Origin of the sequence: Pelagibius sp., from assembly GCF_965227505.1 — a bacterium.
In the GTDB taxonomy this organism is placed as follows: Bacteria; Pseudomonadota; Alphaproteobacteria; order Kiloniellales; family Kiloniellaceae; genus Pelagibius.
Genome location: NZ_OZ245757.1, coordinates 3,775,530 through 3,800,347, shown reverse-complemented (window position 1 = coordinate 3,800,347; position 24,818 = coordinate 3,775,530). Strand labels below are relative to the sequence as shown.

19 protein-coding genes are annotated in these 24,818 nt (G+C 62.5%); 8 read left to right on the top strand and 11 right to left on the bottom strand.

What is annotated here, in order from left to right; translation table 11 throughout:
* Nucleotides 1–10 precede the first annotated feature (10 nt).
* A complete protein-coding gene (locus ACO06P_RS17860; protein ID WP_420346572.1) occupies nucleotides 11–925 on the top strand; it encodes a LysR substrate-binding domain-containing protein in 915 nt (304 codons plus the stop codon).
* Nucleotides 926–1,450: 525 nt separating this feature from the next.
* On the opposite strand, the gene ACO06P_RS17855 is transcribed toward ACO06P_RS17860, so the two are convergent.
* The 5 genes from ACO06P_RS17855 to ACO06P_RS17835 form a co-directional block, all read right to left on the bottom strand.
* On the bottom strand, nucleotides 1,451–2,551 hold the full coding sequence (locus ACO06P_RS17855) for a mandelate racemase/muconate lactonizing enzyme family protein (protein ID WP_420346571.1): 1,101 nt from the start codon (nucleotides 2,549–2,551) through the stop codon (nucleotides 1,451–1,453).
* Nucleotides 2,551–4,044, bottom strand: coding sequence for a tripartite tricarboxylate transporter permease (locus ACO06P_RS17850; protein ID WP_420346570.1), 1,494 nt, complete (start codon nucleotides 4,042–4,044; stop codon nucleotides 2,551–2,553). The genes ACO06P_RS17855 and ACO06P_RS17850 overlap by 1 nt, the downstream gene beginning before the upstream one ends.
* 49 nt (nucleotides 4,045–4,093) lie before the next feature.
* Complete coding sequence (locus tag ACO06P_RS17845) at nucleotides 4,094–4,600, bottom strand: tripartite tricarboxylate transporter TctB family protein (RefSeq protein WP_420346569.1); 507 nt, start codon at nucleotides 4,598–4,600, stop codon at nucleotides 4,094–4,096.
* Entirely contained in the window at nucleotides 4,600–5,595 is a 996-nt protein-coding gene (locus ACO06P_RS17840; protein WP_420346568.1) for a Bug family tripartite tricarboxylate transporter substrate binding protein, read from the bottom strand. The genes ACO06P_RS17845 and ACO06P_RS17840 overlap by 1 nt, the downstream gene beginning before the upstream one ends.
* An 85-nt stretch (nucleotides 5,596–5,680) precedes the next feature.
* A complete protein-coding gene (locus ACO06P_RS17835; protein WP_420346567.1) occupies nucleotides 5,681–6,409 on the bottom strand; it encodes a GntR family transcriptional regulator in 729 nt (242 codons plus the stop codon).
* Between the two features lie 115 nt (nucleotides 6,410–6,524).
* On the opposite strand from ACO06P_RS17835, the gene ACO06P_RS17830 reads away from it, so the two are divergent.
* From ACO06P_RS17830 to ACO06P_RS17815, 4 genes are read left to right on the top strand one after another with little or no spacing between them, the layout of a single operon-like run.
* Complete coding sequence (locus ACO06P_RS17830) at nucleotides 6,525–7,787, top strand: CaiB/BaiF CoA transferase family protein (RefSeq protein WP_420346566.1); 1,263 nt, start codon at nucleotides 6,525–6,527, stop codon at nucleotides 7,785–7,787.
* 15 nt (nucleotides 7,788–7,802) lie between these two features.
* Nucleotides 7,803–8,588, top strand: a complete 786-nt coding sequence (locus ACO06P_RS17825; protein ID WP_420346565.1) for an enoyl-CoA hydratase — start codon at nucleotides 7,803–7,805, stop codon at nucleotides 8,586–8,588.
* The gene (locus ACO06P_RS17820) at nucleotides 8,588–9,049 is read left to right on the top strand and encodes a PaaI family thioesterase (protein WP_420346564.1); all 462 of its coding nucleotides are present in this window, start codon (nucleotides 8,588–8,590) and stop codon (nucleotides 9,047–9,049) included. The genes ACO06P_RS17825 and ACO06P_RS17820 overlap by 1 nt, the downstream gene beginning before the upstream one ends.
* Nucleotides 9,050–9,075: 26 nt before the next feature.
* Nucleotides 9,076–10,350 (top strand): aminotransferase class V-fold PLP-dependent enzyme, encoded by a 1,275-nt coding sequence (locus tag ACO06P_RS17815; protein WP_420346563.1) that lies wholly within the window; start codon nucleotides 9,076–9,078, stop codon nucleotides 10,348–10,350.
* A gap of 232 nt (nucleotides 10,351–10,582) precedes the next feature.
* Here ACO06P_RS17815 and ACO06P_RS17810 read toward each other — a convergent pair whose 3' ends face one another.
* From ACO06P_RS17810 to ACO06P_RS17785, 6 genes are all read right to left on the bottom strand, one after another.
* On the bottom strand, nucleotides 10,583–12,466 hold the full coding sequence (locus ACO06P_RS17810) for a WD40/YVTN/BNR-like repeat-containing protein (RefSeq protein ID WP_420346562.1): 1,884 nt from the start codon (nucleotides 12,464–12,466) through the stop codon (nucleotides 10,583–10,585).
* Nucleotides 12,463–13,575, bottom strand: a complete 1,113-nt coding sequence (locus ACO06P_RS17805; RefSeq protein WP_420346561.1) for a P-loop NTPase — start codon at nucleotides 13,573–13,575, stop codon at nucleotides 12,463–12,465. The genes ACO06P_RS17810 and ACO06P_RS17805 overlap by 4 nt, the downstream gene beginning before the upstream one ends.
* A 9-nt stretch (nucleotides 13,576–13,584) precedes the next feature.
* Nucleotides 13,585–14,367 carry an ethylbenzene dehydrogenase-related protein gene (locus tag ACO06P_RS17800; protein WP_420346560.1) on the bottom strand — a complete coding sequence of 261 codons (783 nt, stop codon included), beginning with the start codon at nucleotides 14,365–14,367 and terminating at the stop codon, nucleotides 13,585–13,587.
* A 9-nt stretch (nucleotides 14,368–14,376) separates the two neighbouring features.
* Complete coding sequence (locus ACO06P_RS17795; protein ID WP_420346559.1) at nucleotides 14,377–15,006, bottom strand: molecular chaperone TorD family protein; 630 nt, start codon at nucleotides 15,004–15,006, stop codon at nucleotides 14,377–14,379.
* 163 nt (nucleotides 15,007–15,169) lie between these two features.
* Nucleotides 15,170–16,150 carry a chlorate reductase subunit beta gene (gene clrB, locus ACO06P_RS17790; protein WP_420346558.1) on the bottom strand — a complete coding sequence of 327 codons (981 nt, stop codon included), beginning with the start codon at nucleotides 16,148–16,150 and terminating at the stop codon, nucleotides 15,170–15,172.
* Between the two features lie 48 nt (nucleotides 16,151–16,198).
* Nucleotides 16,199–18,931: a molybdopterin-dependent oxidoreductase gene (locus tag ACO06P_RS17785; RefSeq protein WP_420346557.1), complete on the bottom strand. Its 2,733-nt coding sequence runs from the start codon at nucleotides 18,929–18,931 to the stop codon at nucleotides 16,199–16,201.
* 251 nt (nucleotides 18,932–19,182) lie between these two features.
* Here ACO06P_RS17785 and ACO06P_RS17780 point away from each other — a divergent pair, with 251 nt between their 5' ends.
* The 3 genes from ACO06P_RS17780 (at nucleotide 19,183) to ACO06P_RS17770 (ending at nucleotide 24,097) form a co-directional block, all read left to right on the top strand.
* The gene (locus ACO06P_RS17780) at nucleotides 19,183–21,591 is read left to right on the top strand and encodes an ATP-binding protein (RefSeq protein ID WP_420346556.1); all 2,409 of its coding nucleotides are present in this window, start codon (nucleotides 19,183–19,185) and stop codon (nucleotides 21,589–21,591) included.
* Nucleotides 21,588–22,343, top strand: coding sequence for a response regulator (locus tag ACO06P_RS17775; RefSeq protein WP_420346555.1), 756 nt, complete (start codon nucleotides 21,588–21,590; stop codon nucleotides 22,341–22,343). The genes ACO06P_RS17780 and ACO06P_RS17775 overlap by 4 nt, the downstream gene beginning before the upstream one ends.
* Before the next feature lie 593 nt (nucleotides 22,344–22,936).
* The gene (locus tag ACO06P_RS17770) at nucleotides 22,937–24,097 is read left to right on the top strand and encodes a tyrosine-type recombinase/integrase (RefSeq protein ID WP_420346554.1); all 1,161 of its coding nucleotides are present in this window, start codon (nucleotides 22,937–22,939) and stop codon (nucleotides 24,095–24,097) included.
* Nucleotides 24,098–24,818 lie beyond the last annotated feature (721 nt).

Sequence of the window (24,818 nt, the reverse complement as noted above, 5' to 3'; positions counted from 1 at the left end):
TCAATTCGTTATGGACTCGAAGACCCTCCAATGCTTCGTCGAGGTCGTCAGGGCGGGTGGGGTTCGTGCCGCGGCCCGGACCCTGAATGTGACCCAACCGGCCCTCACGGCGCGCCTTAAGCGCCTTGAAGATGAGGCGGGATTTGCGTTGTTCAGGCGTCAAGGGCGGGGCCTTGTTCTGACCGAACAAGGGCAATTGTTCCTTCCGCGGGCGGTCGCCGCAGTCGATGCAGCGCGAGAAGCGCAGCGTAGCGCCGATAGGATCAAGGAAGGGGATGAAGGCAATCTACGTATCGGCTATACCGCCATCACCGCGCTCACTGTTTTGTCCCATATTGTGCGGCGATTTCAAGAAGACAATCCTCGTGTAAGACTACACCTTGTCCAACGCACGTCGCATGCTCTCGAAGAAGCTATCGCCCAATCGGAACTGGACGTAGCCCTTCTTCATCCACCGGTTTTCGAGGAGGGTCTGACGTATCAGGTCTTTGCGACCCACAGCTATTTATGCGCGATGTCACATCTTCATCCCCTCGCGTCAGAAGAGACCATCAGCCTTAGGTCATTGAAGGACGAAGACATCATCATGGTTCGTCGTGATGTCGGCCCGGTTATCCACGGAAGACTCTTCGAGAGCTTCCTTTCTGCGGGGTTCAAGCCGAACATAGCCTTCGAGGCTGATAATTCGATCTCTTTGCTTACTCTTGTATCTGCCGGCCTGGGTGTCGGTTTCGTTGTCGAGCCGCTGTCACAATGGCGGGTTCCAAGTGTGCTCTACAAGAAAGTCTCAGAAGGCCTTCCAAGCCTGTCCTTTTGCGTCTGTAGTCGACTTCAGGAAATCAACCCACTTGTCGGACGCTTTCAAGCGTGCATTCAAACCCTTGAGGGCGATGGTCTCGTTAGCGCCAGCTCTATGAGCGGATGACAAACCCGCAGGCCGTGATCCATTCGAGGGCTCGCTCGTCTTTCCAGAAACCGCCGAGACCGACATTCGACTGCTGTAGCAGTTCAGTTGGAGGTACCGGTCCTGGGAGAGAGTCTCTCAAGCTGCCGGATAATGACCAATAGCCTGCGGAAGGTGCGGTGCCGAACCTCTCACGGTAGCCCGAAGGTTCCAGAGAACCTGGCGAGACGGGATTCCCGTTCGCGCCGAACCCCCTGCTGCATCAATCCGGTCAGGCTCCCGAGGGAGGCAATAAACGGGAGCCCTGCGATCAGGATCCACAGCGCCGACCTCGACCGGATCGGGACCCGACTTAACGGCCTGGAAATGGACGATAGGAAAATCGCGCCAAAGAACAGGATCGACGGCAAGAAGCCCAGCTCTCATGATCGAGTTCGACCAAACTGTGGGCCAAAGCCGGAGCGCCGAAGATGCAGTTTCGGCGCGCCTGCAGCAACCCGACCGCCGCGGTATCGCCGAAGACACGCCGCCCCTACGATCGCGTCCTCACAGGGCACAGGCCGCAAGCCCAGCTTCATCCGGCAGAAGGCCCAACCCCGCCCCGCTCGGCGGAGCAAGACAGCCGTCGGCGATCGGCAACGAAGGCGCAGAGCCCCTTACCAGCCTCGTGATGCGGTCTTGCGCACGATGCAACTCCACCGGTCCCTGATCAACGGCGCCGCACATCCAATGGATGTTCACGATATCCCAGCCACCGGCCGGGCTCACCGTCCTGCCGTTCCCCCGTGCTTGCTGAGCGACCGCGATCGCAGCCCCGATCCCCCCCGCAAACACCGCGTTCGGCTGCAAGACCGAGACTCCGGCGGCTTCTAGCTGACGAAACCGCTCGCGCGACTGCTCCATCTGCCCGGCCCCGATCGGATGGATCCGGTCCGCCGCCAGCGCTGCCAGGTCGCCCGGGTCATTGCCATGCAGCGGTTCTTCGAACCAGGCCAACACCAGATCCGCCGTCTGCCGCTGAAAGCTCCGCGCAGCGTCGAGATCGTAGCCGCAATTGGCATCGACGATCAGGTCGGCCCGCTCGCCAATCGCCGCCCGCACCGCGCGCACCCTCTCTGCATCTTCCGCGGCGCTGCGCCCCCTGGCGGCCACGAGCATCTTTACGCCCGCGGCACCGCCCTCTATCTCTTTCGAGCAGGCGGAAGCCAGCGCATCAGTACCGAGCGCTGGAAACCCGCAGGTCACGTGTACGGGTGCAGCCGGCCGACGCCCTCCGAGCAGTGTTGCAAGGGAGACGCCCGCCGACTTGGCGCGCAGATCGTGCAACGCAATGTCGAGCGCGGAGAACGCCGATACCACGACCCCGGTCATCTGCCGTGGATTGAAGCGCCGTACAAGGACCGACAGGAGATCCGGTTCGGCCAGGGGATCGCATCCGACCAGCGCCTCTGCCACCGATCCGTTCAGGAAGTGTGCAACTTCGGCCGCCAGAAACCTGCCGGTATAGCCCTCGCCTTCGCGCCCGTCCGAGAGCCGCAATCGCAACCGCACGAAGACAAAGCTGTCAGCGCCCGCGTAAGGCGCGGGGTCGTCGGCTGCGGCGGGTGGCTTGTGAACTCTGGCCTCGACAGCCGCAATGCCCGGCATCAGCCTTCCCGCGCCGCCCGGCGCCGACGGGCACGCATCTCACTGATCAACGGCAAGGACATGGAAAGCAAGGTCAAAGACAGGAAGACCAAGACAATCGGCCGCTCGAGAAAACCAAACCACGAGTGGTCGAAGATGATCAACGACTGCTTGAGCGTGCCTTCGACAAGCTTGCCGAGAATCAGCCCCATGATGATCGGCGCCGCCGAAAACCCGAAACGCTGCATGACGAAACCGAGGACTCCGGCGGTGATCATGACCCAGATATCCAGCATGGCCTGTTCAAGCGCATATGAACCGACGCAGGCCAGGATGAACACAGCGGGCCAAAGGTATTCGGTCGGAATCAGCGTGATGCGCGCAAAGATCTTGGCGCCAATGAAGCCGAAGGTGGCAAAGGCGAAATTGGCGATGAGCATCGCCAGGAAGATCGAATAAAGCAGCGTTGGCTGTTCGGTGAAGAGATGCGGGCCCGGGCGCAATCCATGCACCAGGAGCGCGCCAAGAATGATCGCCGTCGTGGCGCTGCCAGGGATACCCAACGCCAGCGTTGGCACCATCGCCGCACCGGTTGCGGCGTTGTTGGCCGCCTCGGGGCCCGCGATCCCCCGCGGGTCGCCCTTGCCGAACTGCGACTTGTCCTTGGCGAAGCGCTTGGCCTCGTTGTAACCCATCATTGCCGCTACCGTGCCGCCTTCGGCTGGCAGGAGCCCGATGAACGAGCCGATGCCGCAAGACCGCGCGATGGTGCCCAGACAGGTCTTGATGTCCTGGCGCGTGGGCAGCTTTACGGCGTTCAAGGGCACACGGAAGCGCTTTTGATCCAGCTTTCCGGCTTGCTTGATGAACTCCGCTCCGGCAAAGAGACCGATCATTACCGGGATGAAGTGGATACCTTCCGACAGCTCCCAGTTTCCGAAGGTGAAACGCTCAATCCCGGTGGTAAAATCCATCCCGACCGTTGCAATCAGAACGCCGATGGCGCCGCCGATAAGGTTTTTCAGCGCACTTTCGCCACTGATGGTGGCCAGCATCGACAAGCCGAACACCGCCAGCGCGAAGTACTCCGGCGGACCGAAGTTGTAGGCGACCCGCGACAGAAGCGGTGCGGCAACAATCAGCACGACGACCGAGAAGATACCGCCAATCACACTCGATACGGCAGCAAGACCCAGAGCCTTGCCGGCGAAACCTCTCTGTGCGAGCGGATAACCATCGAAGGCCGTGGCCGCCGCCGGCGGCGCACCCGGCGCGTTCACCAGGATCGCGGTGATCGACCCCCCGAAGGTCCCCGCACAATAGAGCGCCGACAGCAAGGCGATCGCCGGGATCGGCTCCATGGTGAGCGTGAAGGGCAGCAGTAGGGCGGTCGCCATGGTCGAACTCAGGCCCGGCATCGCCCCCACCAGGACTCCGCCAAGAGTTCCAAGGACTACGATGCCCAGGAGGTAGGGATCGGAAAATGCCGATAGAGCTGTAAGAAAAGCCTCCATCCGTGTTCTCGTCCTTGCTCTGCCAGCGCCTTCTGATCGGCGCTACGCTTCAAATTACTGAGTCGATGAGGTTTTCGATGACACCTGGTGGGAAGTAGACGCCAAGCCCGACATCGAAGATCAGATACACCGCCAATGGAAAGGCCAGCGCATAAGCGATGAGCTTTGGCGACAGCTTTTCTCCCCAGACGATGGGCATCACCAGGCAAAACACGATCATGGCCGCCAGGGACCCGAGCACACCGAATGCAATCACGAAAGCGATCATGAGAGCACCCGTCATCAGCACGACGAGCTTCGGTGTGCGCCGGGCCGGCTCGGTTTGCCCGAATCCCAAAGCCATCATCAATACCGTCAGCACTGCGATGATCGCCAGAATCAACCTCGGAAAGGTTGCGGGCTGAACGTTCTGCGCAAGAGCCGCGGGTGCTTCCGCGATCCCGAGTGACACCCAGTAGGTGACCGCGCAGAATGCCAACAGCACGACGCCGACAAGAAAGTCGCGCGGCAGGCGGCCCGCTTCCGCCGGCCGCCCGCTCCTGGTTTCCGCGCTCATCAGATGAGGCCGAGTTCCTTAAGAGCCGTCTCGCTCTCAACGAAGATACGCTCGATGTGTGCGTTCCACTCGTCCATACCGACAACCGAAGCCGAGGTCATGCCACCACTTTCAAGGTAGCTTTGATAGGCCGAGTGGCTCATGGCGGTGACGAGGCCGTCCTGGAGGGTCTTCATCCGATCTTCAGGCACGCCCGACAGCGCAGCGAACCCGCGCACGGTGGAAGCATAGGCTTCGATCCCCTGCTCGACCGCCGTCGGAACGTCTGGGATGCCGGAAATACGCTCTGCGGACAATGCAACAACCGGTTTGAGATCGCCCGCAGCAAACTGGCTTTCCCCTTCGGCATAGTTGAGGATCGCAATATCGACATTACCACCCACCAGGCTGGTGACGATGTCGCCACCGCCCTGGAACGGCACAATGGTGTAAGGAATGTCTTCGGCTTTCTTGCAGAAGTTATGGATACCGACATGGTCGGCTCCGCCTGCAAAGGTGGTGCCCCACTTCAGCCCGCCATCCGCCTCGGCGGATGCGCGGATCACATCCTGCAGCGAGCTAACGGGGCTGTTCGTGGGTACGGCGATCACCGTCGGGTCGTCGGTCGCACGCGCGATACCGACGAGTTGGTCGATGGTCAGGGGCACCTTCTTCTGAATGATCTGGAAAATGTGACTCTGGGTAATGGTCAGAAAGGTATAGCCGTCGCGCGGCTGCCCGTTTGCGTACATCAGCGCCGCTGCGCCGCTGCCACCACGCTTGCTGACGACAACCATGTCTTGGCCGAAGACGCGGCGCCCGCGCAACATCATCATCCTTGTCGTGATGTCAGTTCCACCGCCGGGTCCGGCATGGGTGACCACGTTCAGTGTCTTGCTGGGAAACGCCTCCTGGGCGAATACCGCGTGCGGCAAGGATGCGCCCACAGCAGCGCCGCCGGCTGCCGCCGCAAGGCCAAGGAAACCACGGCGCGTGGGGTTGGATAAGTCTTTCATGTCTTCCTCCCTTGGTGAAAGATCGGCCCTTGTATGTGAGCCTTTTCTTCATCTGCACGGCATGGGCCGCGCCTTCGTTGTTGTTCTAGCTCGACCCCGCAAGATCGCCTTCGGGGCGTCCTTCCGCCGCGGCACCATCAGAAAGCGTCTTCAAGAAGCGCGCGAGACCTGACTCGACGTGATGTGTCGCGGCATCGCGCGCCTCGCCTGGATCGCCTGCCGCGATGGCATTCACGATGGCGGCATGTTCCTTTATCGACTGAGCAATGTTCGGCGCCACGGACAGCCCGCGGCGGCGAAAAAGGTGCATCTCCTTGACCAGCCCGTCGTAGGCACTTTTCGCCTTCGGGTTCTGCGCGCCCGCAAGGATCATGTCGTGAAAGGCGATGTTCAGATCGTAGTACGCCGGGCGATCGTCCCGGCGATAGGCTTCACGCATGTCCTCGAGGTTCTTCTGCAGCGCCGAGATCAGCGCTTCGTCCCGCTCGCTCGCCATCCGCCGCGCCACCGCGGCGCAACCCATGGCAAAGATCGCACCCCGCAGATCATAGAGATTTCGGATGTCGTCCACCGTGAGCTGATGCACAAAGGCGCCTCGGTTGGCCACAAGAACAATAAGCCCTGAGTCCGCGAGCGAGCGAATTGCCTCCCGCACCGTGCCGCGGCTCACACCCATCACATTCGCCAATGCGACTTCATTGAGCTTCTGGCCGGGCTCGATCTCGCCGGAAAGAATCCAGCGTTCGATCTCGGAACGCACTTCGCCGGCAAGCGTCTCGCGGCGTGCGCCAATGGTTCTAAGAGCCGATGTCATGACGTCCTAGTGAACGCGGCCTGCTCAATTTTGTCAACATTTAACATTTGTATTGTCAACATTAATGCCACTGCCTATTAAATAGGGAAGTTCAATCCACGGCCGGAGAACGCCGATGACCAAACCAACGGCCGCGAACCAGGCGGAAAACGGCGCTGACAGGGAAGTGACGCAGAAGCCATCCCGAACCTCATCGCGGACCCCACCAGCCAGCGCGGCACTCCAGAACATTCGGGTTCTCGATCTCACGCGCGTGCGTTCAGGGCCGACCTGCGTGCGTCAGCTCGCCGATTGGGGCGCCGACGTCATCAAAATCGAGACGCCGGCAGATGGCGCGCAGCTGGGTGGCCCACGCAGCGGCCCCGACTTCCAAAACCTCCACCGGAACAAACGCAGCCTGACATTGAATTTGAAGTCGCCCGCCGGCCTCGCAGCATTCCGGCGCCTTGCCGATACCGCCGATGTGGTGGTCGAAAACTTCCGGCCCGGTGTCAAAAAACGCCTGGGCATCGACTACGAAACGCTTGCCGCAAGCAACCCCGGTTTGATCTACGCTTCGATTTCCGGATTTGGTCAGGACGGCCCCTATGCCGAACGCCCCGGCTTCGACCAGATAGCCCAGGGCATGGGAGGGCTGATGTCGATTACCGGAAAACCCGGGGAAGGGCCGATGCGGGTCGGCATCCCGATCGCCGATCTCTGTGCCGGGCTTCTGGCTGCGCAGGGAATCTTGCTTGCCCTCCTCGAACGCGCAGTGTCTCAGCGCGGACAGTGGGTCCAGACCTCCCTCCTGCAAGCGCAGGTCTTCATGCTGGATTTCCAGGGCGCGCGTTACCTTGTCGACAAAGATGTGCCGAAGCAGGCCGGCAACAATCACCCAACGTCGATCCCCACGGGTGTGTTCCGCACCAGTAACGGCCATATGAACCTCGCGGTCGCTGGCGAGGAGATCTGGAAACGCTTCGCGAAGGCGCTGGGCCGTGAGGATTGGATCGCTGATGCACGCTTCGAAACCGCAGCCGCACGGTCTGAAAACCGCGACGCCCTGGGCGCCGAGATCGAAACGATCACAGAGTCAAAGTCCACGGCCGCATGGGTGGAGATCATGAACGCCGCAGGCGTTCCGGCGGGTGAGATCAACGACATCGGCCAGGTGTTCGCGGACCCTCAGGTCCATCACCTGGGCCTCGCCCAGCCGGTCACCAGTCACGAGCGCGGTGACACCCAGCTGATCGGCCAACCGATCATTATGAGCCGGACGCCGAGCAGAATCGCGGCGCCGCCGCCAACGGCCGGTCAGCACAGCAACGAAATTCTTGCCGAACTCGGCTATACCAAGGATGACATCGAGGCCATGAAACGCGATGGCGCAACTTAGGCGGGGCATACGGTCATGACCGACAGGATACTCACGGAACGCAGCGGCGAGATCGCACGGATCGTCTTCAATCAACCCGAGAAACGCAACGCGGTTTCACTGGAGATGTGGGAGGCCTTCGAAAAGGCGTTGAATGACTACGCCAGGGACCCCGCGATACGCATTCTGATTCTCTCCGGGGCGGGCGGCAAAGCTTTCGTCTCAGGCGCCGACATCTCAAAGTTTGAAAACGAGCGCGCCGGCGAAGAGGCCGTCGCCCACTACAACACGACGACAAAGCGGGTCTACGATGCGGTCGAGGCATTCCCGAAACCGACAATCGCCCAGATTGACGGGTTCTGCGTCGGCGGCGGTGTGGCCCTGGCCTTGTGCTGCGATCTTCGGATCTGCGGCGAAGGCTCGCAATTCGCCATTCCCGCAGCGAAGCTTGGCCTCGGCTACGGCTTTGCCGGGATCAACCGTCTGGTCAATGTCGTGGGGCCTGCCTTCGCCAAGGAGATCTTCTTCACGGCCCGTCGCTTCGACGCCCAGGAAGCCCGCATCATGGGCCTCGTCAACCGGATCGTGCCGGACGGCGCAGTGAAACAGGCCGCCGAGGACACCGCAACGATGATCGCCGCAAATGCGCCCATGACCGTAGCCTCGGTGAAGTTCATCGTCGGCGAGACGCTGAAGGACGAAAGCGCCCGCGACCTTGCCGCCTGCGAGCAGCGGGTGAAGGAGTGTTTCAAAAGTGCCGATTACATTGAGGGACGCCGCGCTTTCATGGAAAAGCGCAAGCCTGAGTTCGTGGGTTCCTGATGGATGCCAGATCCCGGCGCATCGACGCCGACGCAGCGCGCGCCCACTTCGAAACCGCGCTGGCCGAACACAGCCAGGATTTCGAAACCTTCTTTCTGGCGCGCTATCTGGGCCTGTCATTCGAATACCTGCCGGAGGAAGCAGCAGATGCGGAAAAGGAGGTCTGCCGCGTGACCTTCCCGGTCAGTGAAATGGTAATGAACCCGCAGGGCAGTCTGCACGGCGGTGCGATGGCCAGCGCGATGGATATCTCGATGGGCCATCTCGTCAAAAAAGTGGCCGGCGCCGGGGCTACGATCGAACTGAAGATTCAATTCATGCGCCCCGTGCCGGTCGGTCAGGCGACCTGCGAAGGCCGCTTCACCCGCCGTGGGCGCAGCATTTCCTTCATGGAAAGCCGTCTCTGGAGCGAGGACGGTAAACTTGCCGCGCTTGCAACGGCAACATGGAAAATGCCGTGACCCTGGCGCAGCAAGGTAGAAAGACAGTGGAAATCGAACCAGGCCTGATCGAAGAGATTCGCAGCCGCTTTGCCCATGTGGACAGCTGCCCGTTTGACGGCCCACGCGTTTTCTTCGAGAACGCAGGTGGCGCCCTTACCCTGAATACCGTGGTTGCAAAGTCCGCCGAGATGGCCGCGATCCCCGACAATCAGGGGCGGAGCAACCCGGCATCCCACGCGCTGCAGTCGATCATCGACGAAGCCAAGCGCGATACGCGGGTTTTCTTCAACGCGCCGGAGGGTCAGATCTTTGTCGGCGAGAGCGGAACCGAGCTGTTGTTCCGGCTGATCAGCGCCGCCTGTCTCGGCAGCCGCGAGGGCGGTCGGATCGTCGGCAGCTCGCTGGAACATCCGGCCACACGCAGTGCCTGCGACCGCTGGAGCCACCAAACCGGGAAGAACTACTTCGTCGCCGCCCACGACCCGGACAGCGGTTCCGTTGATCCGGAGGCTTATCTGCCGCATCTGACCGAGGACACGCGCGTTGCAACGATTCTTCACACCTCTCCGGTCACGGGGATGTCGGTGGACGTTGCCGCGATAGCCGGCGCAATCCGGGCCGTGGCGCCAGATTGCTTCATCATCGTCGACGGTATCCAGCACGCTGCCCACGGGCGGCTCGACATCGACAGCTACGGCATCGACGGCTACGTAATTTCGCCTTACAAGGTGTTCTCGCGTCATGGCTATGGTCTGGCCTGGGTATCTGACAGGCTCGCCGCCCTGCCCCACGATCACTTGCTGGACGCCCCCAACGCGCCCTGGGAGCTTGGCACGAGAGACGCAGGCGCTTATGCGACTTTTTCGGAGGTCGTGCGCTATTTCGAATGGCTGGGTGGACATTTCACCGCTTCCGCCGACCCGCGGGCGCGTATCCAGGCTGCCGGGGAAGCGATTCATAGCCATGAGAAGCGGCTGACCGACGCGATGCTCTTCGGCACCGGCAATCTTAAGGGACTGGCCGACATGCCGCGCGTTCAGATCATCGGCGGCGTCGACAATCCACGCCGCGAAGGCCTTGTCTCGATGGTTGTCGACGGAGAGACCTCAGAGGATGTCGTGACACGCCTGCGCGAGAGCGGCATCCGGGTGCACACGCGCAAGGCCGACCACTACTCCGGCAACATCCTGCGCCCCCTGGGCCTTGCCTCCTGCATCAGAGTGTCGATGTGCCACTACAACACCGAACACGAGGTAGCGCAGTTCCTGGCCGCAATGCACGATATCGCCGATGCGCCGATAGCCAAGGGACACGATTGAGTCTCACCGGCAGGCGAGATCAGCAAAGCGCTCCCCCCGGAGTGCTTTCTTCACGCCCTCAGCCTTCATGGTATCGGGGGGCTCCGTAACCACAGGAGGTCGCGGGCTCAAGTCCGGCCGCCTCATCCGGAAGCCAGCAAGGCCCCGTTCTTGGGACGGGGCCTTGCTGGATTGGTTGCGGGGGCAGGATTTGCTCAAGGCCCTACAGTTGAACTCTGCGTCTGAGAACGGTTTACGGGGCAGGGTTTGACCCAGGGACATCAGCGCCACGCCGCCGCAGAATGGTGCCGCCATCGCCGGCGGCAAAGACGCCCTCTGGCCCATCCGCCGCAACCGCGCGCAGGCCCCCATCGAAGCCCGTCACATCAAGCCGCCACTCCCGGCCAGTGTGGCGGAGGGCCGTGCCGCCCGCACCGACCGCGAAAACGCCGCTCTCGCCGCCGGAGACCGCCAGCAGGTCCGAGCGTGCCCGCGCCGGGGTCAGGGTCCAACGCCGACCGTCGAAATGTCCGATGGTGCCGGAGAGACCGACGACAAAGATGTTGTCGAGGCCATCGCCCCAGACGTCGAAGAGAAAGTTCTCCGTGCCGGCATGAAACTCGTCCCAACGTGCGCCGTTCCAACGCAGGATCATGCCGAAGTCGCCGACCGCCAGGAGATGGTCCCGATCGCGACCCCAGAGGCCGTAGAGCGCAGACTTCGTGCCGCTGTTCATACGCTCCCAGCTCGCCCCGTCCCAATGCAGAACAAGCCCCTCGTCGCCCACGGCGTATATCTTGTCGGCACCGTCGGACCACAGCGACAGGATCGTCACGTCGACATGCAGGTCAAAATGCTTGCGCCAGGTCGTGCCGTCGAAGTGATGGACCTCGCCCAGTTGGCCGGCGGCCAGCAGCCCCCCGTCACCGGCATCGCAGAGGCAATGCAGCCCGAGCGCACCAACCGGCGGCAAGGCCTCCCACCGCGCGCCGTCGAAGCGCAACACGGCCCCCTCCTCGCCGCAGGCATAGAGCGCACACGTTGCGGCGTCGTTCCAAAGACCCCAGAGCTGGCGGTCAAGCCCGCTGTCCATGGGCTCCCAGGCGGGCAAGGCCTCTCCCTGGCCGATGTTGGGTGCCGCAATGGCCTTGTGAAAGTCCGGCGCCGCCGTCATCGCCGTGCCGAAGTCGCCGACTGCCAGGGCCTCCCCCGTCGGCAACGGCACGATGCCCATCAGGTCGTTCCCGGTCGCACTCTCCAGCCGGTCCACCCGGTTGCCCCGGATGAAATAGATCCGACCCTTGTCGCCGACCGCCAGCGCCCCATCGTGATAGGCCGCCAAGGCCCGCAGGCGGGAAAACGGCTGCTCGGCCTTCACTGTCTCGAAGCGACCGGCACGCCAGCGCAGCAGGTCGCCGCGAAAGCCGTTGCAGTCGACAAAATAACGCCCGCCCGCCAACAACAGCTCGTCGGGCCCCACAGCCAGCGCGGCCTGAAACCCGGTGCGCAGCGGACATTCAAGGGCCTGCCAGCTGCCGTCGCCCGAACTGGTGAGCAGAGTGCCGTCGCCACCCGCCGCAAAAAGGCGGCCGTCGGGCAGGCGCGCGATGGCGCGCAGGTGGGCACGCGTGCCGCTGTCCTCTCGCTGCCAGACACCGTCCCGGCAGGCCAGGATCGTGCCGTCGTCGCCGACCGCCCAGATCCGGCCCGCACCATCGCCGATCAGGTCGAACAGCGGCGTGTTCTCTGCGACCGCCGCATACTTGCCGTCCTCGCCGACGACACAGCCGCGCAGCAAATGCCAACCATCGCCGTCGAAGGCAAAGACCGAGCCCATCCAGCCGACCGCATAGAGACCGTCGCGGGACAGCCCCCAGATGGCATGGATCGGCACCGGGGCAGGTGCCGTGATGCGGCGCCAGAGCGCGTCGGCGAAGTGGAAGACCGCCCCCTCATCACCGACCACAAACACCTCGCCGTCGGACGCCCAACCGGACCAGAAGACATCGCCCGCGCCGGCGGCCAGGCCCTCGACTTCTCGCCAGGGCCCGCGGCGCGGGTTCGCCGGGTCGCCGCGAAAAAGGTCGCGGAACAGATGGCGGCGGCTTTTTCCGGCGCTGGCGGCCGCGACAGTCATGGCTGACCGCGCTTTTGATCGCCGGCCGACACAGCGCCATGCAGCCGCGTGGCCTCTTCACCGAGCAGTTGGGTCAGCGCGTTCCGCATATCGGCCTGCACCGAGGGATCGAGCCCGGCCAGGGCCTCATCGAGATTGCCAGACTCGAGGTTCTCCGCGAAGACATCGTCAAGTGCCCGCGCAACTGCCCCATCAAAGTCGGCCCGGCCGAGCGTCGCACAGGCCTCGACCACCGAAGCGAAAGCCTTGGCTGCAGGACTCTCAGGGGCGGAAACGACCAACGGCACGCCGTCATCGGAAGCCGAGGCAAGTTCGATCGCCAGCGGAACACGGGCCACCGTCTCGACGGCGGCCTCGGCCAGGCTGCGTTCGAGATCGGCGTTGGGAAAGACGTGGATTTCGCCGGCGCAATGCGGACAGACCATACCCGCCATGTTCTCCACAGCGCCGATGATGGGCAGGCCGCGTTCATGGCAGAACCTTGCGGCCTTCATGCTGTCCATCAGCGCAACCGCCTGCGGCGTGGTGACCAGCAAGGCCGACACATTGGCGCCCTCGAGCATGTCGCAGAGCGTGATCAACTCGTTGCCCGTACCCGGCGGCATGTCGACGATCAGGAAATCCAGCGGGCCCCAGTCAAAGGAGCCGGCAAGGTGGTGCACGAAGTCATGCTTGTAGGCATCGCGCCAGACCACCGGCGTGTCGTCGTTCTCCAGCAGAAACGCCAAGGAGCCGACCTTGACCGGCTGCGCCATCGAAGGGTCGGCATAGTCTCGGGTCGCCAGACCGCTGTCGCCCAGGCGCACACGCTCGCCCGCAAAGCCGAAAAAGCGGCTCTGGTTCGGCCCGTGGACGTCGGCGTCGGCAACGCCCACCTTGAAGCCGCGCTGGGCGAGGCCAGCAGCGAGATTGGCGGAGACCGTACTCTTGCCAACACCTCCCTTGTTGGCAAGCACCAAAATAATCTGATCGATCTCGGCCAGGCGGTTCTCGATCAGCACCCGATTGTGGTGCGGTTTATCAAGGGCGCAGATGTCCTCCTGGGGGCAGAACTGGCAGGCGTGCCCAAGGCCACAATCGATGGCCGCAGGTTTGTCTACAATCGCCATGGCGCGGCCTTACCGTGCGGCCAGGTTGACGAGGATCCAGTCCTCGGAAACGCTTTTGAGCCCGTCTCGCTGACCATCCTTGCCCTGCCAGAGCGCGAAGGCGATGGGAACCTGCGCGCGGTCAAAGGAAACCTGGTGCTCGCCCGCCGTGGTGATAGGCCGCGACATGACAACGACCCATTGGTTGGCCGCCGGCTTCTCCCCGCTCAGGTAACGGCTGTCGCCGCTGACCGGCTGCGTGTCGAGCCGCGTCGTGCTGCCCGGCCCGCCGGCGGCGAGGTCTTCAACCAGGTTCGCGTCCGAGCGCCAATACCAGATGTTGACCGGCGCGTCGGGGCCCGTGCCCATGATGTAGGAGGTCTCTTCGTCGCCGATCGCGAACTGCACCGCCGCAGCATCGCGAAAGCGATCGTGCTTGGTGGCGGCGTCGCGGGTCTCGTCGCGCCAGCGCAAGCGCACATAGAAGCGCTCCGACGTCCGCGCCAGGCTGAAGAAAACATCCATCCCGGGCGCGTCCTCGTCCAGGCGCAGAGCCACCGACTCGTGGACCGGCGGTGCCGGGGCCAGCCGTGTGCGATACTCCGGCAGCCGCTCCCAGATCATGTCATCCGGGTCATTGACCGAGCGCAGATAAACGCCATCGGGAATCCGCGACACCGCAACCTCGTCGCCGGGCTCCAGCGCCTTCACGTTTGCCTCGACGATACTCTCGCCGACAGCTGGTGCGGCAACCGCGAAGGCGGAGACTGCGTAGATCACGGCAGCAAGACCGCGCAGAGGGAATGCTGTCATTGCTTTCTCCTATCCCCACAGGTTCTGATCGACGACACGGGTCGGGGCGGTGGTGCGACCCTCCGCTGCTTCTGCACGGGCGGCATTCCCGGTGTCGGGATCGCGGTAGCGGCCGACACGGGCTTCCAGCTCCGCGGCCTGGTGGTCCGCCCAGTCGGGCAGTTCCCCGATAAGCTGCCGGATGGTGGCATCCAACGCCTCGACCGGCCAGCCGCGCAGGCTATCGGCCACCGCCTGGAGCAGGGGGCCGAGATAGCGGCGCAGAAAATCGCGTTGCGCCCGCCGATAGGCCGCAGGGTCGCGATTCCGGCGGAGTGCCCGCACCTCCAGATGCACCAGCACCGCCATGAATTCGAGCATGCTGGCCAAGTGATCGGGTTCGTCGGCACGGCCTTCGTCCGCGGCCGCCGCCTTTAGGCCAAAGTGGCGATAGAAGGCGGAAATGTTGAGCATGAAGACAGGCCGGGCCTGGCCCGCCAGCAGCCGCTCATGGTCACCTGCCAGCAGAGATGCCACCGGCTTGCCCTTGGGCCCGTGGAGAAAGGCCGCGATGTAGCCGCATTCCAAGGCCGCGAAGTCGGTCGAGGGCCTGCTCTTCGGCCACGGCCGACCGGTCACCGCGAACCAGGCCTCGTTCAAGGCGGCATGGAAAGCCCCGCTCTCTAACGCCCCCTGCAGCTCCGGCGCCGGGTGACCCAGCGCGACGGCCGCAAGCCGCCAGATCGTTTCCTTCGCCGCCGCCCGCGCGGCTGAATCCCCTGCCGGGGGCGCGTGTGTTGGTGGTGCAGACACCAGAGCGCCCTCAGCTCAGCTTGAACATCTCGGCGTGGCGATAGCCGATCAGTGTGTCCATCAATTCGCTCTCCCCGCCCTCGGCTTTCTTTTGCCGCTCGCGGGTCAAGGTCTCCAGCGCCAACTGGACGCCGTCGCCGAACAGGCCCTCGAGATAGTCGAGCGGCACCCGCGACTCCGGCGTCGGCGCGCCATCGTCTCCGATTCTCGGCGGCGACAGCGGCGGCACATAGAAGACGTTCGGTTTGGTGCCCCACTCCGGATGCAGCGGCAGAGCCACCTTGTACTTTTCGACCAACAAATGGATCGGGCCCGCTTCATCGTCGCGATAGCCGATCCAACGGATGCGCCCGACACATTGTTTCGCGCAGGCGGTGGGCAGGCCCTTCTCGATCCGCGGATAGCAGAAGATGCATTTCTCAGACTTTGAGATTTCCTCGTTGAAATAGACCTTCTTGTAGGGGCAGGCGCCGACGCAATAGCGGTAACCGCGGCAGCGCTCCTGATCGATCAGGACGATCCCGTCTTCCTGGCGCTTGTAGATCGCGTTGCGCGAGCAGGCGGCGAGACAGGCCGGATTCTCACAGTGGTTACACAACCGGGGCAGATAGAAGTAATAGCTGTTGGGGTAGTCGCCCTCGCCTTCGTCCTCGTCCCAGTTGGCTCCCCAGGTCGGTTTGACGTTGGGACGAAGCCAAGGGTCCGTGCCGGTCATCAGGGCTTCTTCGTAATTGTACTCCCAGGGCACGCCATAGTCCTCGGCGCTGGGCTCCTGACCGAGCCTCAGCGCGCCGTCTTCGTCGAAGCCGCCGCCCATCTTCGCGTAGTCGCGGGGGTAGCCCGCGCCCGGCATCGTTTCGACGTTGTTCCAGTACATGTACTCCCGGCCGTTCCGGTTGGTCCATTGCAGCTTGCAAGCGGAGGTGCAGGTGTGACAGCCGATGCACTTGTTCAAGTCCATCACCATGCTGAGCTGACGTTTCACAGCCATATCCGTTCCTCCCAAAATCCCCTATGGAGCACCGTGCCGCTGAAACGCCTAGGCCGGCTCGACATCCACGCTGCTCTCGTGCGCCAGTTGGTTGGCGTTATACTTCCAAAGCTTGAAGCCCAGATGGCCCCACCCGCCGCACAGCTCCAGGGGCTGGATCAGCGTCGCCATGGCGTTGTTCATGGGTTTGCCTTGCTCGTACTGATGGGGCTCCCAGCCGTGTTCCATCATGATCGAGGTTTCCGGTATGCTGGGGTAGAACTTGGCCTGGGCGAAGAACTCCCCGATGCCGTTGAAGACCCGAACCCGGCCGCCGTCGACGATGCCGCGGGCGGCCGCCAGTTTCGGGCTGATGTAGATGTTGGGTTCGCCCCGCTGCAGCCGCATCATGAACTTGTTCGACCGCCAGTTCGAATGAATACCCCAGCGGGTGTGCGGCGAATAGAATGACAGCGGATAGTTCGACGCCTCGCGCCCGGCATGGTGGCGCGCTGTAGGAGTCGCCGCGCCCAGCTTCATGAAGCGCGGGTGGTCGCAGTAAAAGGTGATGCGGCCGGTCAAGGTGTCATAGGGCTTCTTGCCCTCGACCTGGGCGACGAAGGGGTTGTAGGGCTCGGACGCGGGAATCGGCTGATTGGCGCCGCCCGCCGCGCTCATCACGAAGAACCCCTGCTCGGCTCCTTCTTCCAGGCTCACGCCGCCAAACTCGGCGCTGTTGTCGACCAGCCACTTTGTGGCGTCGTAGTCGGTCAGCAGTGTGCCGCCCATGGTGAAGTCGTCGTAGATGGTGTGCAGATCGCGGCTGACGTTACCGTCCTGATAGGCACCGACACCGCGGGCAAGGGCGCGTTCCTGAACCTTCTTGCTCAGAAGCACCATGATCTCCCAGTCGGGCTTTGCCTCGCCGATCGGCTCGACGGGCCGGGAGAAGACGTTGACGAAACGGTGAAAACCGACGGAGCGAAGATCCCAGGCCTCGTAGTGACTGGCGGCCGGCAGCAGGTAGTCGGCCCACTCTGCAGTCGAGTCCATCCGAACGTTGATATTGACGAAGAGCTCCTGGACCTCCTCGAGAATCCGCTCGCGGTATTTGTCAGCATGCTTGTTGCGGCGGAACTTGTTGTCGGCGATGGAGATCAGGCCCTTCATGTCGCCGTGATAGGGCATCCAGCCCTCAGTCACGGATTCGTCGATCATCGCCTCCATCTCGTCGAGGTCGAAACCGACGCGGGCCTTGAGTTTCTCGTTGTCGAAGTGCCGGCGCGCATGCTCGATCATGTGCCCGCGCAGGAACTCGCCGAGGCCACCGGCCTCCAGGCGCGGAAACTTCTGGAACCCGAAGAGGGCAAGCTCCAGAAGCTTGCCATGGTTCCACTCGACCCAGGATGTATCGAGCCCGCCGGCCTTCCCGCCGTGGCCGGTCAGCGCCAGCATCAAGGCCTGGGCCCAGCCGGTGAATATGCCGTTGGAGTAGCGCCCGATGTTGAACCCGGTCATCAGGATCGCCTTACGGGCCTTGGCGAAAAGACGGGCCTCCCGGCGAACGGTCTCTGCCTCGACCCCGGTCTCGGGCTCGGTCGCTTCCGGTGTAAACTTCGCCGCCTCAGATCGCACTCTTTCGAAGACGGTGGTAACGGCGATCCCCTCAACCTCGAAGCTGCCCTCGATGGCCGGGTCGACGCCGTCCAGCGCCAGGGTCTTCTCCTCGGAACCCATCGAACCTTTGACCGCAACCGCCGCGCCGCTCTTAAGATCCCAGTGATAGAACACCTGATCCGAGCCGCCGTCCCTGAGGTCGGCCTCGCGCAGCAACATCCCATTGTCCTGGCGCACCAGGACCGTCAGATCGGTCTGCTCCTTGACGAAAGCCGGCTTGTACAGCCCCTCTTCGATGATCACGTTGACGAAGGCCATGGCGAGGAAAGGATCGGCGCCCTGTTTGATCGGCAGCCAGAGGTCGGCGTGGATGGATGAAGGATTGTAGTCAGGCGCCACAGAGACAACCCGCGCGCCGTTGTACTTGGCTTCCCAGAGATAGTGGGCGTCGGGGATGCGCGTCGCATTGGGATTGAACAGAGACATCATGATGTAGTCGGCATCGAACCAGGCATCGGAGGTAAAACTCTCCAGTGGATTGCCGTAGGCCAGATGAGCGCCGGTATTGAGGTCGCCGACGTCGGTGAAGATGTCCAACTGCACACCGCCCAGCAGCGAGGCAAAACGGTAGGGTGCTGCGAGACGCACCATGGAAAGGTTCCCGGAGCCGGTATGGGTCATCATCTTGCCGGGCCCGTACTTCTCGAAGATGTCGATGATCTTATCGGCGATTTCCTCGGTGATCTGATCCCAGGAGACGCGCTGCCACTTGCCCTCGCCACGCTCGCCGGCGCGCTTGAGCGGATAGCGCAGCCGGTCGCCCTCGTACATCGCTGCTGAGTGGATCGCGCCCTTCTGGCAGCCGCGCGGGTTCGCGTCCGGCACGTTCGGATTGATCTGCGGGTATTTTGCGAGCTGCTCCTCGCGCAGCACGATGCCGTCCTTCACAAAAACATCGAAGGCGCAGTTGCCGACGCAGTTGATGCAGTGTGCCGCCTTGCCGACCTTGTCCCAGGTAAACTCGCGTCGGTAGAGGTCCTCCCAATCGCGATACGGGTATTCCTCGTCCAAGGTATCGCCAATCGGCTCCAGACGATTGAGCGACCAGGCATTGTTCGCCGCGAGCACGCCGGCGCCAGCAAGACTCGATGCCTTCAGGAAATCGCGGCGTTTGACCCGCAACATGATCACTCCTCCCCTTGGCCAGCCGTCTTTTCCAAGGCCGCTATGGGAAGCGATGCCTCGGGCGACGGATCGTGTTCATTCCCCAAAGGATAGCCAGAAGCGCGATCTGGAAGGCTATGGTCATGTGAAAAGTTGTAAACCGATTGTAATCGTGACCCCCTGCACGATTGCGGCGATCCGCGAGGAGTGCTGTACTTGTGGTAACAAAGAACATCAGGGGAGGGGGCCTTCGCTGGCCTAAAAGCACCAAGATGTCGTGCAGCGCCCGCCAGGATCTCTCGGAAGTTGATGCTGCTGCCCACTGCTTGGCGGTGCTGCCCGGATTCTTTCGCGACAAGCGCGAAACGCTGGTCGACTTGGCGATCCAGGTGGCCAAGGACTATGGCTACGCGCAGTACACCACGACAATCCGGGCGGCTTGGATTGAGGCGGTCGATACGCTGAACGAATGCCTGGCAACCTACCTCGCCAGCGAAGTGGCCATGATCCTTAAACCGGAAGCCGAGCTCGACTTTCAGCGCGATCCGCGCTTCACCCTCTTGCGCGAGGTCGCCAAGCGCCACCGCTCGATGGGGGTGACGCTGCAGCTCTATCTCGGGCTCTTCAAGCACTTCAGGAATCTCTACCTGGACATCTTGGATGACCTTCCTGGCGAGACCGCCCTCGCGACCCGGGCCCGCGATCGACTGCAGGGATTCTTCGACGCGGCGGAGCTGAGCGTCGGGGCGGATTGGGCCGAGGCAACCGAGGACGAGAGACTGATGGAATTGCAGGCGCGGGCAAGGAGTGTGGCGCTTGACAAAGACCGCTACTTTTCAGTCTTCGAAAGCCTGCGCGATCCGGCCTTTCTGCTTAACCGGCAACGGCGGCTGCTGAACGCAAATCAGGCCGCCGCGGAACTCTTCGTTGGCGAGGCCAATGCGGGCGAAATCGTCTACCTGACGTCCATGCGCGGCCGCAGGACACCGCTGGAAGAAGTTCTGAGAATGGCAGCGCCGGCCGGCGAAGGCGACGACCGTTCGATCTGGCTCGACACCCGTCGGGGACCGATGTGTTTCGACCTGCGCGAGCGCGGCATTCACGATGCCCTGGATAACACCGAGCTTGGCTATGTCGTAATCCTCCACGACGTTACGACCCATCGCCGTGCGACAGAGGACGCAGAGCGCGCCCGCCGCGCCATGTCGACTTTTCTCGCCACCATGAGCCACGAGATACGCACCCCCCTGCATGGCGTCCTGGGCGCGAGCGAGCTTTTGCGCGACGCCGATAGCGAGTGCCAAGGGCCCTATGTCGATGCGATCGAGACCGCAGGCCGCCACCTGTTACAGACCCTCAACAAGGTGCTCGATTTCTCGCGCCTGGAATCAAGGCCGCCGAAACCCACACCTCAGCCTTGTAGCCTGCACACCGTTCTCAGGGAGTACGGCCATTTCGCCTCCGTCTGGGCGCGTCGGGCCAAGGTCCCCATGACCCTGTCCGTTGCCCGCAATCTACCGCGCGCCGTCGTGATCGATTGGGAAATGACCCAGCAGGTCTTGACCAACCTGGTTTCCAACGCCATCCGCCACGACTGCGGCGGCGGCGTTACCATCGCCGTGCGCCGCCGTCGGTCGGTCCAGGAGCAACGCTTCCTGAGATTTGAAGTTCTGGACAACGGGCCGGGCATCCTGCCCGGCGATGCGGAGATGCTGTTTGAACCCTTCGGGGCGCGCTCGCCCGGCACGGCAAGCAGCAGCGGGGCCGGCCTCGGCTTGGCGATTTCCAGGCGGTTGATCGAAGCGATGGGTGGGTCGATCGGCTTTCGAAGCCGCCGTGCCGGCGGTGCCGCTTTCTGGTTCGATCTGCCCTATGGTCACCTTCGGAACCCGGCCGCAACAGGCGCCGTCCCCGGACCCGAAGCTTCAGATGCCATGCCCAAAGCGGATCATCTGTGCTGCCTGCTGGTGGATGACGATCAAATCAGCCGAATGGTGACCGCCGACCAGCTGCGACGCGATGGCATCGCGGTGACCGAGGCGGCAAGCGTTGCAGATGCGCTGACCTGCGCCGAGGCTGGCACCTTCGACATCTTCGTCGTCGACTACCATCTTGCCGATGGTGACGGCGCGATGCTGGTCTCCCGCCTTCGAAGCAACCTTGCAAAAACGGCCGCCCCGCGCTTTGTCGCTCTGACGGCCAATGCGGATATGGTGGAAAAGGCTTGTGACGGCGGTCATCCTTTCGACGCCCTGTTGGCGAAGCCGATTGCCGGCGCGGATCTGACCGCCGCCGTGCGGGCGCCGGGGCCACTCCCGTCGCCGGTTCCTTCTGGCGCACAGAAGTTGGACACACCCTGCAGTCTCTCGGAACTGTCGCCCCGGGTTGTCGACGCCATGGCGGAAGCGTTCACCGCTCAATGGGATAGCGAAATCGCGAAGCTGCGCGGCGCGATCGAACGTGGCGATGTAAGCCGCCTGGCCGAGCAGGCCCACCGCGTCGCCAGCAGCTGCGCGGTGATGGGAATCACCGATCTGGCTGCCATGCTTCGAGATCTTGAACTGGAATGCCGCTACGGACCGAATCAACCCGATCTCCCGGCATGGCAGGCACGCCTTGACCCGCAACTGCGCGCCGCGCCGGGCCAGGCACGCAGCCTGGCAGCGGAGATTGCCGGATGATCCCGCAGGCAGCCTCCACACCGCGGCGGGCCCTCAGAGGTCGACACCCAAACCGCATTCTTGTGGTGGACGACGATCCGGTCGTCCAAGTGCTGTTGCGCGAAACGCTCCTGGCCGAGGGATACGATGTCAGCGGGGCCAAAAGTTCGGAAGAGGCCGAGCAGCGGCTGCGCCAGAGCCCCTGGGACCTCGTTATCCTCGATCGCAGGCTGCCGGATGCCGACGGCCTGCTCCTTCTTCAGACGGTTAAGGAGAAGTCAGGCTGCCCCGTCATAATTCTGAGCGTGATGGATGACCAGCACGATCGGACGCTGGGGCTTGGGCTCGGCGCACAGGACTACGTCGCCAAGCCGTTCAGCGCCTCCGAGATCTTGCTGCGTATCCGAAATCTTCTCGTCGCGCGCGACGTCTCGCTTCTCCCGGGCAGAACGCAGGAAATCGAGCACGGTCCTTTCAGGTTGGTTCAGACGACACGCCGCCTGACTGCGGATGGGACGACCCATCAACTGACTGCGGCCGAAGCCCGGCTTCTTGCGGTGTTCTTGACCCATCCCGGCGAGGTCCTGGACCGGACCTCACTGACTCGCAGCATCTGTCAGCGCGAGTGGTCTCACAACGACCGTTCGATCGACGTTCTGGTCGCTCGGCTGAGAAAACGCATCGAGACCGACCCGAAGTCTCCGGAGTGGATCGTCACAGTGCATGGCGCAGGCTATCTTTTCAGCGCGGAGATCCCCTGCAGACCCTGCTGAAGCCGCTGCCAGGATGTGCCAAGTTCGTTAGGGACGCGCGCATACCGAAAGCGGTTTCGGGTTAATGGATCCGCCTCAGGAAACCCTGCGGCGGACCAGGAGGCTTTATTGGTTTCGGGTTGAGGATTTGCCCCTTGCGCAGCCTGCGCGCGGCCTGTTTGCCGTGCTCGCCCTTCGAGCTAAAAGCGCTCCATCCCGATAGGGATCCAGCGCAGCTGGAGCGCTTTCTTTACGCTCTCAGCCTTCATGGTATGGGCGCTCCCGCTGGTCGCAGTTCTGGCCTTCATGGGCGCGGGCTCGGAGCCTGACCCTGCAGGCCGAAACGCAAGAAAGCCGCCCATGGGGCGGCTTCTTTGCGTTTGGTTGCGGGGGCAGGATTTGAACCTGCGACCTTCAGGTTATGAGTTCGTTTAAGGCCGTTTTCCCGACGGTGGACGAAAGTGGCGGATGCTGGATAAAGTGCTGTAAAAGAAGGGTTATTTTGACTCACTCCGTTTGATAAACTAGGCGGCAGATAGCGCGAACTTGCGTCTAAGTGGTACCCATATGGTACCCAGAATAAGCCGGCGCAGGGCGCAGCGAGGAGCCGCTAGATGCCGAAACTTACCAAGCGTGTAGTCGACGCCTTGAAGCCGGGAGCATCCGATATCGTCCACTGGGACGATGGTCTTTCGGGCTTCGGCGTACGAGTGCGTCCGACAGGTCGAAAATCGTACATCGTCAAATGCCGCTGCCGCGGCCGTCAGATCAAGATGACGATCGGCACTCACGGTCCCATGACCGTCGAGCAGGCTCGGACCAAGGCGCGGGGCATCATTGCCGAGGCGAAGGCCGGGCAAGACCCGGCCGCTGAGCACTCTCGGATGCGGAAATCTCCGACGATGAAGGAACTCGGGCAACGCTTCCTCGACGAATACGTACCGACCCACTGTCGCCCTACGACCGAGCGCGAATATCGGCGTTCGGTCGAACTCTTCATCAACCCGGAAATCGGCACACGGAAGATCATCGATATCGAGCGCACCGACATCGCCAAGCTGCACCACGGCTTGCGGGACAAGCCGTACCAAGCCAATCGGACACTCGGCGTCCTGTCGAAGATGTTCAATCTTGCCGAAATCTGGGGTCTTCGCCCGGACGGGTCGAACCCCTGCCGGCACGTGAAGAAATACAAAGAGGAAAAACGTGAGCGCTTCCTTTCCGACGAAGAGTATAAGCAGCTTGGCAAAGCGCTGCGCAAAGCCGAGTCCGAGAAGACAGAAACCCAATCAGCGATCAATGCGATCTGGCTGCTCATGCTGACGGGTTGTCGGCTGAACGAGGTCATGACGTTTAAGTGGGCGTTTGTTGATCTCGACGCCAAAGAGCTACGTCTGCCCGACTCGAAAACGGGTGCCAAGACCGTCCATCTCGGCACGGCGGCGATCGACCGGCTCAAGACGATCACGAAGCTTGAGGACAACGAGTTCGTCATCACAGGAAAGAAGTCCGGAGGCCGCCTCACAGATCTTCAGCACCCCTGGAGGCGCATTCGAAAAACGGCCGGCCTTGATGACGTACGGCTCCACGACCTTCGACACTCGTTCGCCAGCCGTGGCCTGATTGTCGGTGAGGGTCTGCCGATGATCGGAAAGCTGCTCGGGCACTCACAAATCCAGACCACGGCCCGCTATGCTCATCTGGCCAACGATCCGATCAAGTCGGCCGCCGACCGAATTGCTGATGGAATTTCGATGTCGGCCGCCGCCTCGTGACAGTCGATCAAACTGGTCAGAGCCTCCGCGATTTCGCTGCCGGAGCATGGAGTGCTCGGCCAAGTCACCTCACATGGCAATGCCGTGCTGATATCGACGGGTGCGTGGGCTCGCAACCGTCGACAGCAGCAGGGGCTTTTCCAAGCAGCGGCATGATTGTCCATCTTGGCCCAGTCAACGGCGCATCTTCTTTGCTTACGGCCCAAACATGCCATTTGGCTGACTAAGCATTGCCTGAGGCTCGATTCCCCAAGGCGACCCTCCTGCGGTCACACGGTATCGAAGTTAGGGTGCCGTTGCACGGAAATGAACGTCAGCGAAACAAGCCAAGTTTCATGGGCTTTCCGACTGCTGCCTGCATCCCCAACCGTCTAACAACTGTCGTCCAGCTCGACTCGCGTTCCCACAATCCGGGGACATCAGGGCCGCCGACCGGCCCAACCTTGTTTGTAGCAGAAATAGCACTCCGATCGGTCGCCCAAACTGCATCTCAGCAGCGAACCCGCAATCATGAGTCGATGTGCCCTAGAAAAATTCTCTTAATTGCGACATGATGCAATGACTAGCGAATACTGATTGTTCATCTGGATATCTAGGAACTTAGTCAATCACGCTCAGAGTGTCGTTCGTGAGCTGATTCAGAAGCCTTCAGATCTTTTCCGTCTATGGTCACAAACATGCAAAGTTGTTTCTAAAATCTCAAATCTCGCTCTCCATGGCA

What these genes read in the sequence shown, in the direction of transcription:
- ACO06P_RS17860 (WP_420346572.1), top strand. Translation starts at nt 11, where the DNA reads ATGGACTCGAAGACCCTCCAATGCTTCGTCGAGGTCGTCAGGGCGGGT.
- ACO06P_RS17855 (WP_420346571.1), bottom strand. Translation starts at nt 2,551, where the DNA reads ATGCCGGGCATTGCGGCTGTCGAGGCCAGAGTTCACAAGCCACCCGCC.
- ACO06P_RS17850 (WP_420346570.1), bottom strand. Translation starts at nt 4,044, where the DNA reads ATGGAGGCTTTTCTTACAGCTCTATCGGCATTTTCCGATCCCTACCTC.
- ACO06P_RS17845 (WP_420346569.1), bottom strand. Translation starts at nt 4,600, where the DNA reads ATGAGCGCGGAAACCAGGAGCGGGCGGCCGGCGGAAGCGGGCCGCCTG.
- ACO06P_RS17840 (WP_420346568.1), bottom strand. Translation starts at nt 5,595, where the DNA reads ATGAAAGACTTATCCAACCCCACGCGCCGTGGTTTCCTTGGCCTTGCG.
- ACO06P_RS17835 (WP_420346567.1), bottom strand. Translation starts at nt 6,409, where the DNA reads ATGACATCGGCTCTTAGAACCATTGGCGCACGCCGCGAGACGCTTGCC.
- ACO06P_RS17830 (WP_420346566.1), top strand. Translation starts at nt 6,525, where the DNA reads ATGACCAAACCAACGGCCGCGAACCAGGCGGAAAACGGCGCTGACAGG.
- ACO06P_RS17825 (WP_420346565.1), top strand. Translation starts at nt 7,803, where the DNA reads ATGACCGACAGGATACTCACGGAACGCAGCGGCGAGATCGCACGGATC.
- ACO06P_RS17820 (WP_420346564.1), top strand. Translation starts at nt 8,588, where the DNA reads ATGGATGCCAGATCCCGGCGCATCGACGCCGACGCAGCGCGCGCCCAC.
- ACO06P_RS17810 (WP_420346562.1), bottom strand. Translation starts at nt 12,466, where the DNA reads ATGACTGTCGCGGCCGCCAGCGCCGGAAAAAGCCGCCGCCATCTGTTC.
- ACO06P_RS17805 (WP_420346561.1), bottom strand. Translation starts at nt 13,575, where the DNA reads ATGGCGATTGTAGACAAACCTGCGGCCATCGATTGTGGCCTTGGGCAC.
- ACO06P_RS17800 (WP_420346560.1), bottom strand. Translation starts at nt 14,367, where the DNA reads ATGACAGCATTCCCTCTGCGCGGTCTTGCTGCCGTGATCTACGCAGTC.
- clrB (WP_420346558.1), bottom strand. Translation starts at nt 16,150, where the DNA reads ATGGCTGTGAAACGTCAGCTCAGCATGGTGATGGACTTGAACAAGTGC.
- ACO06P_RS17785 (WP_420346557.1), bottom strand. Translation starts at nt 18,931, where the DNA reads ATGTTGCGGGTCAAACGCCGCGATTTCCTGAAGGCATCGAGTCTTGCT.
- ACO06P_RS17780 (WP_420346556.1), top strand. Translation starts at nt 19,183, where the DNA reads ATGTCGTGCAGCGCCCGCCAGGATCTCTCGGAAGTTGATGCTGCTGCC.
- ACO06P_RS17775 (WP_420346555.1), top strand. Translation starts at nt 21,588, where the DNA reads ATGATCCCGCAGGCAGCCTCCACACCGCGGCGGGCCCTCAGAGGTCGA.
- ACO06P_RS17770 (WP_420346554.1), top strand. Translation starts at nt 22,937, where the DNA reads ATGCCGAAACTTACCAAGCGTGTAGTCGACGCCTTGAAGCCGGGAGCA.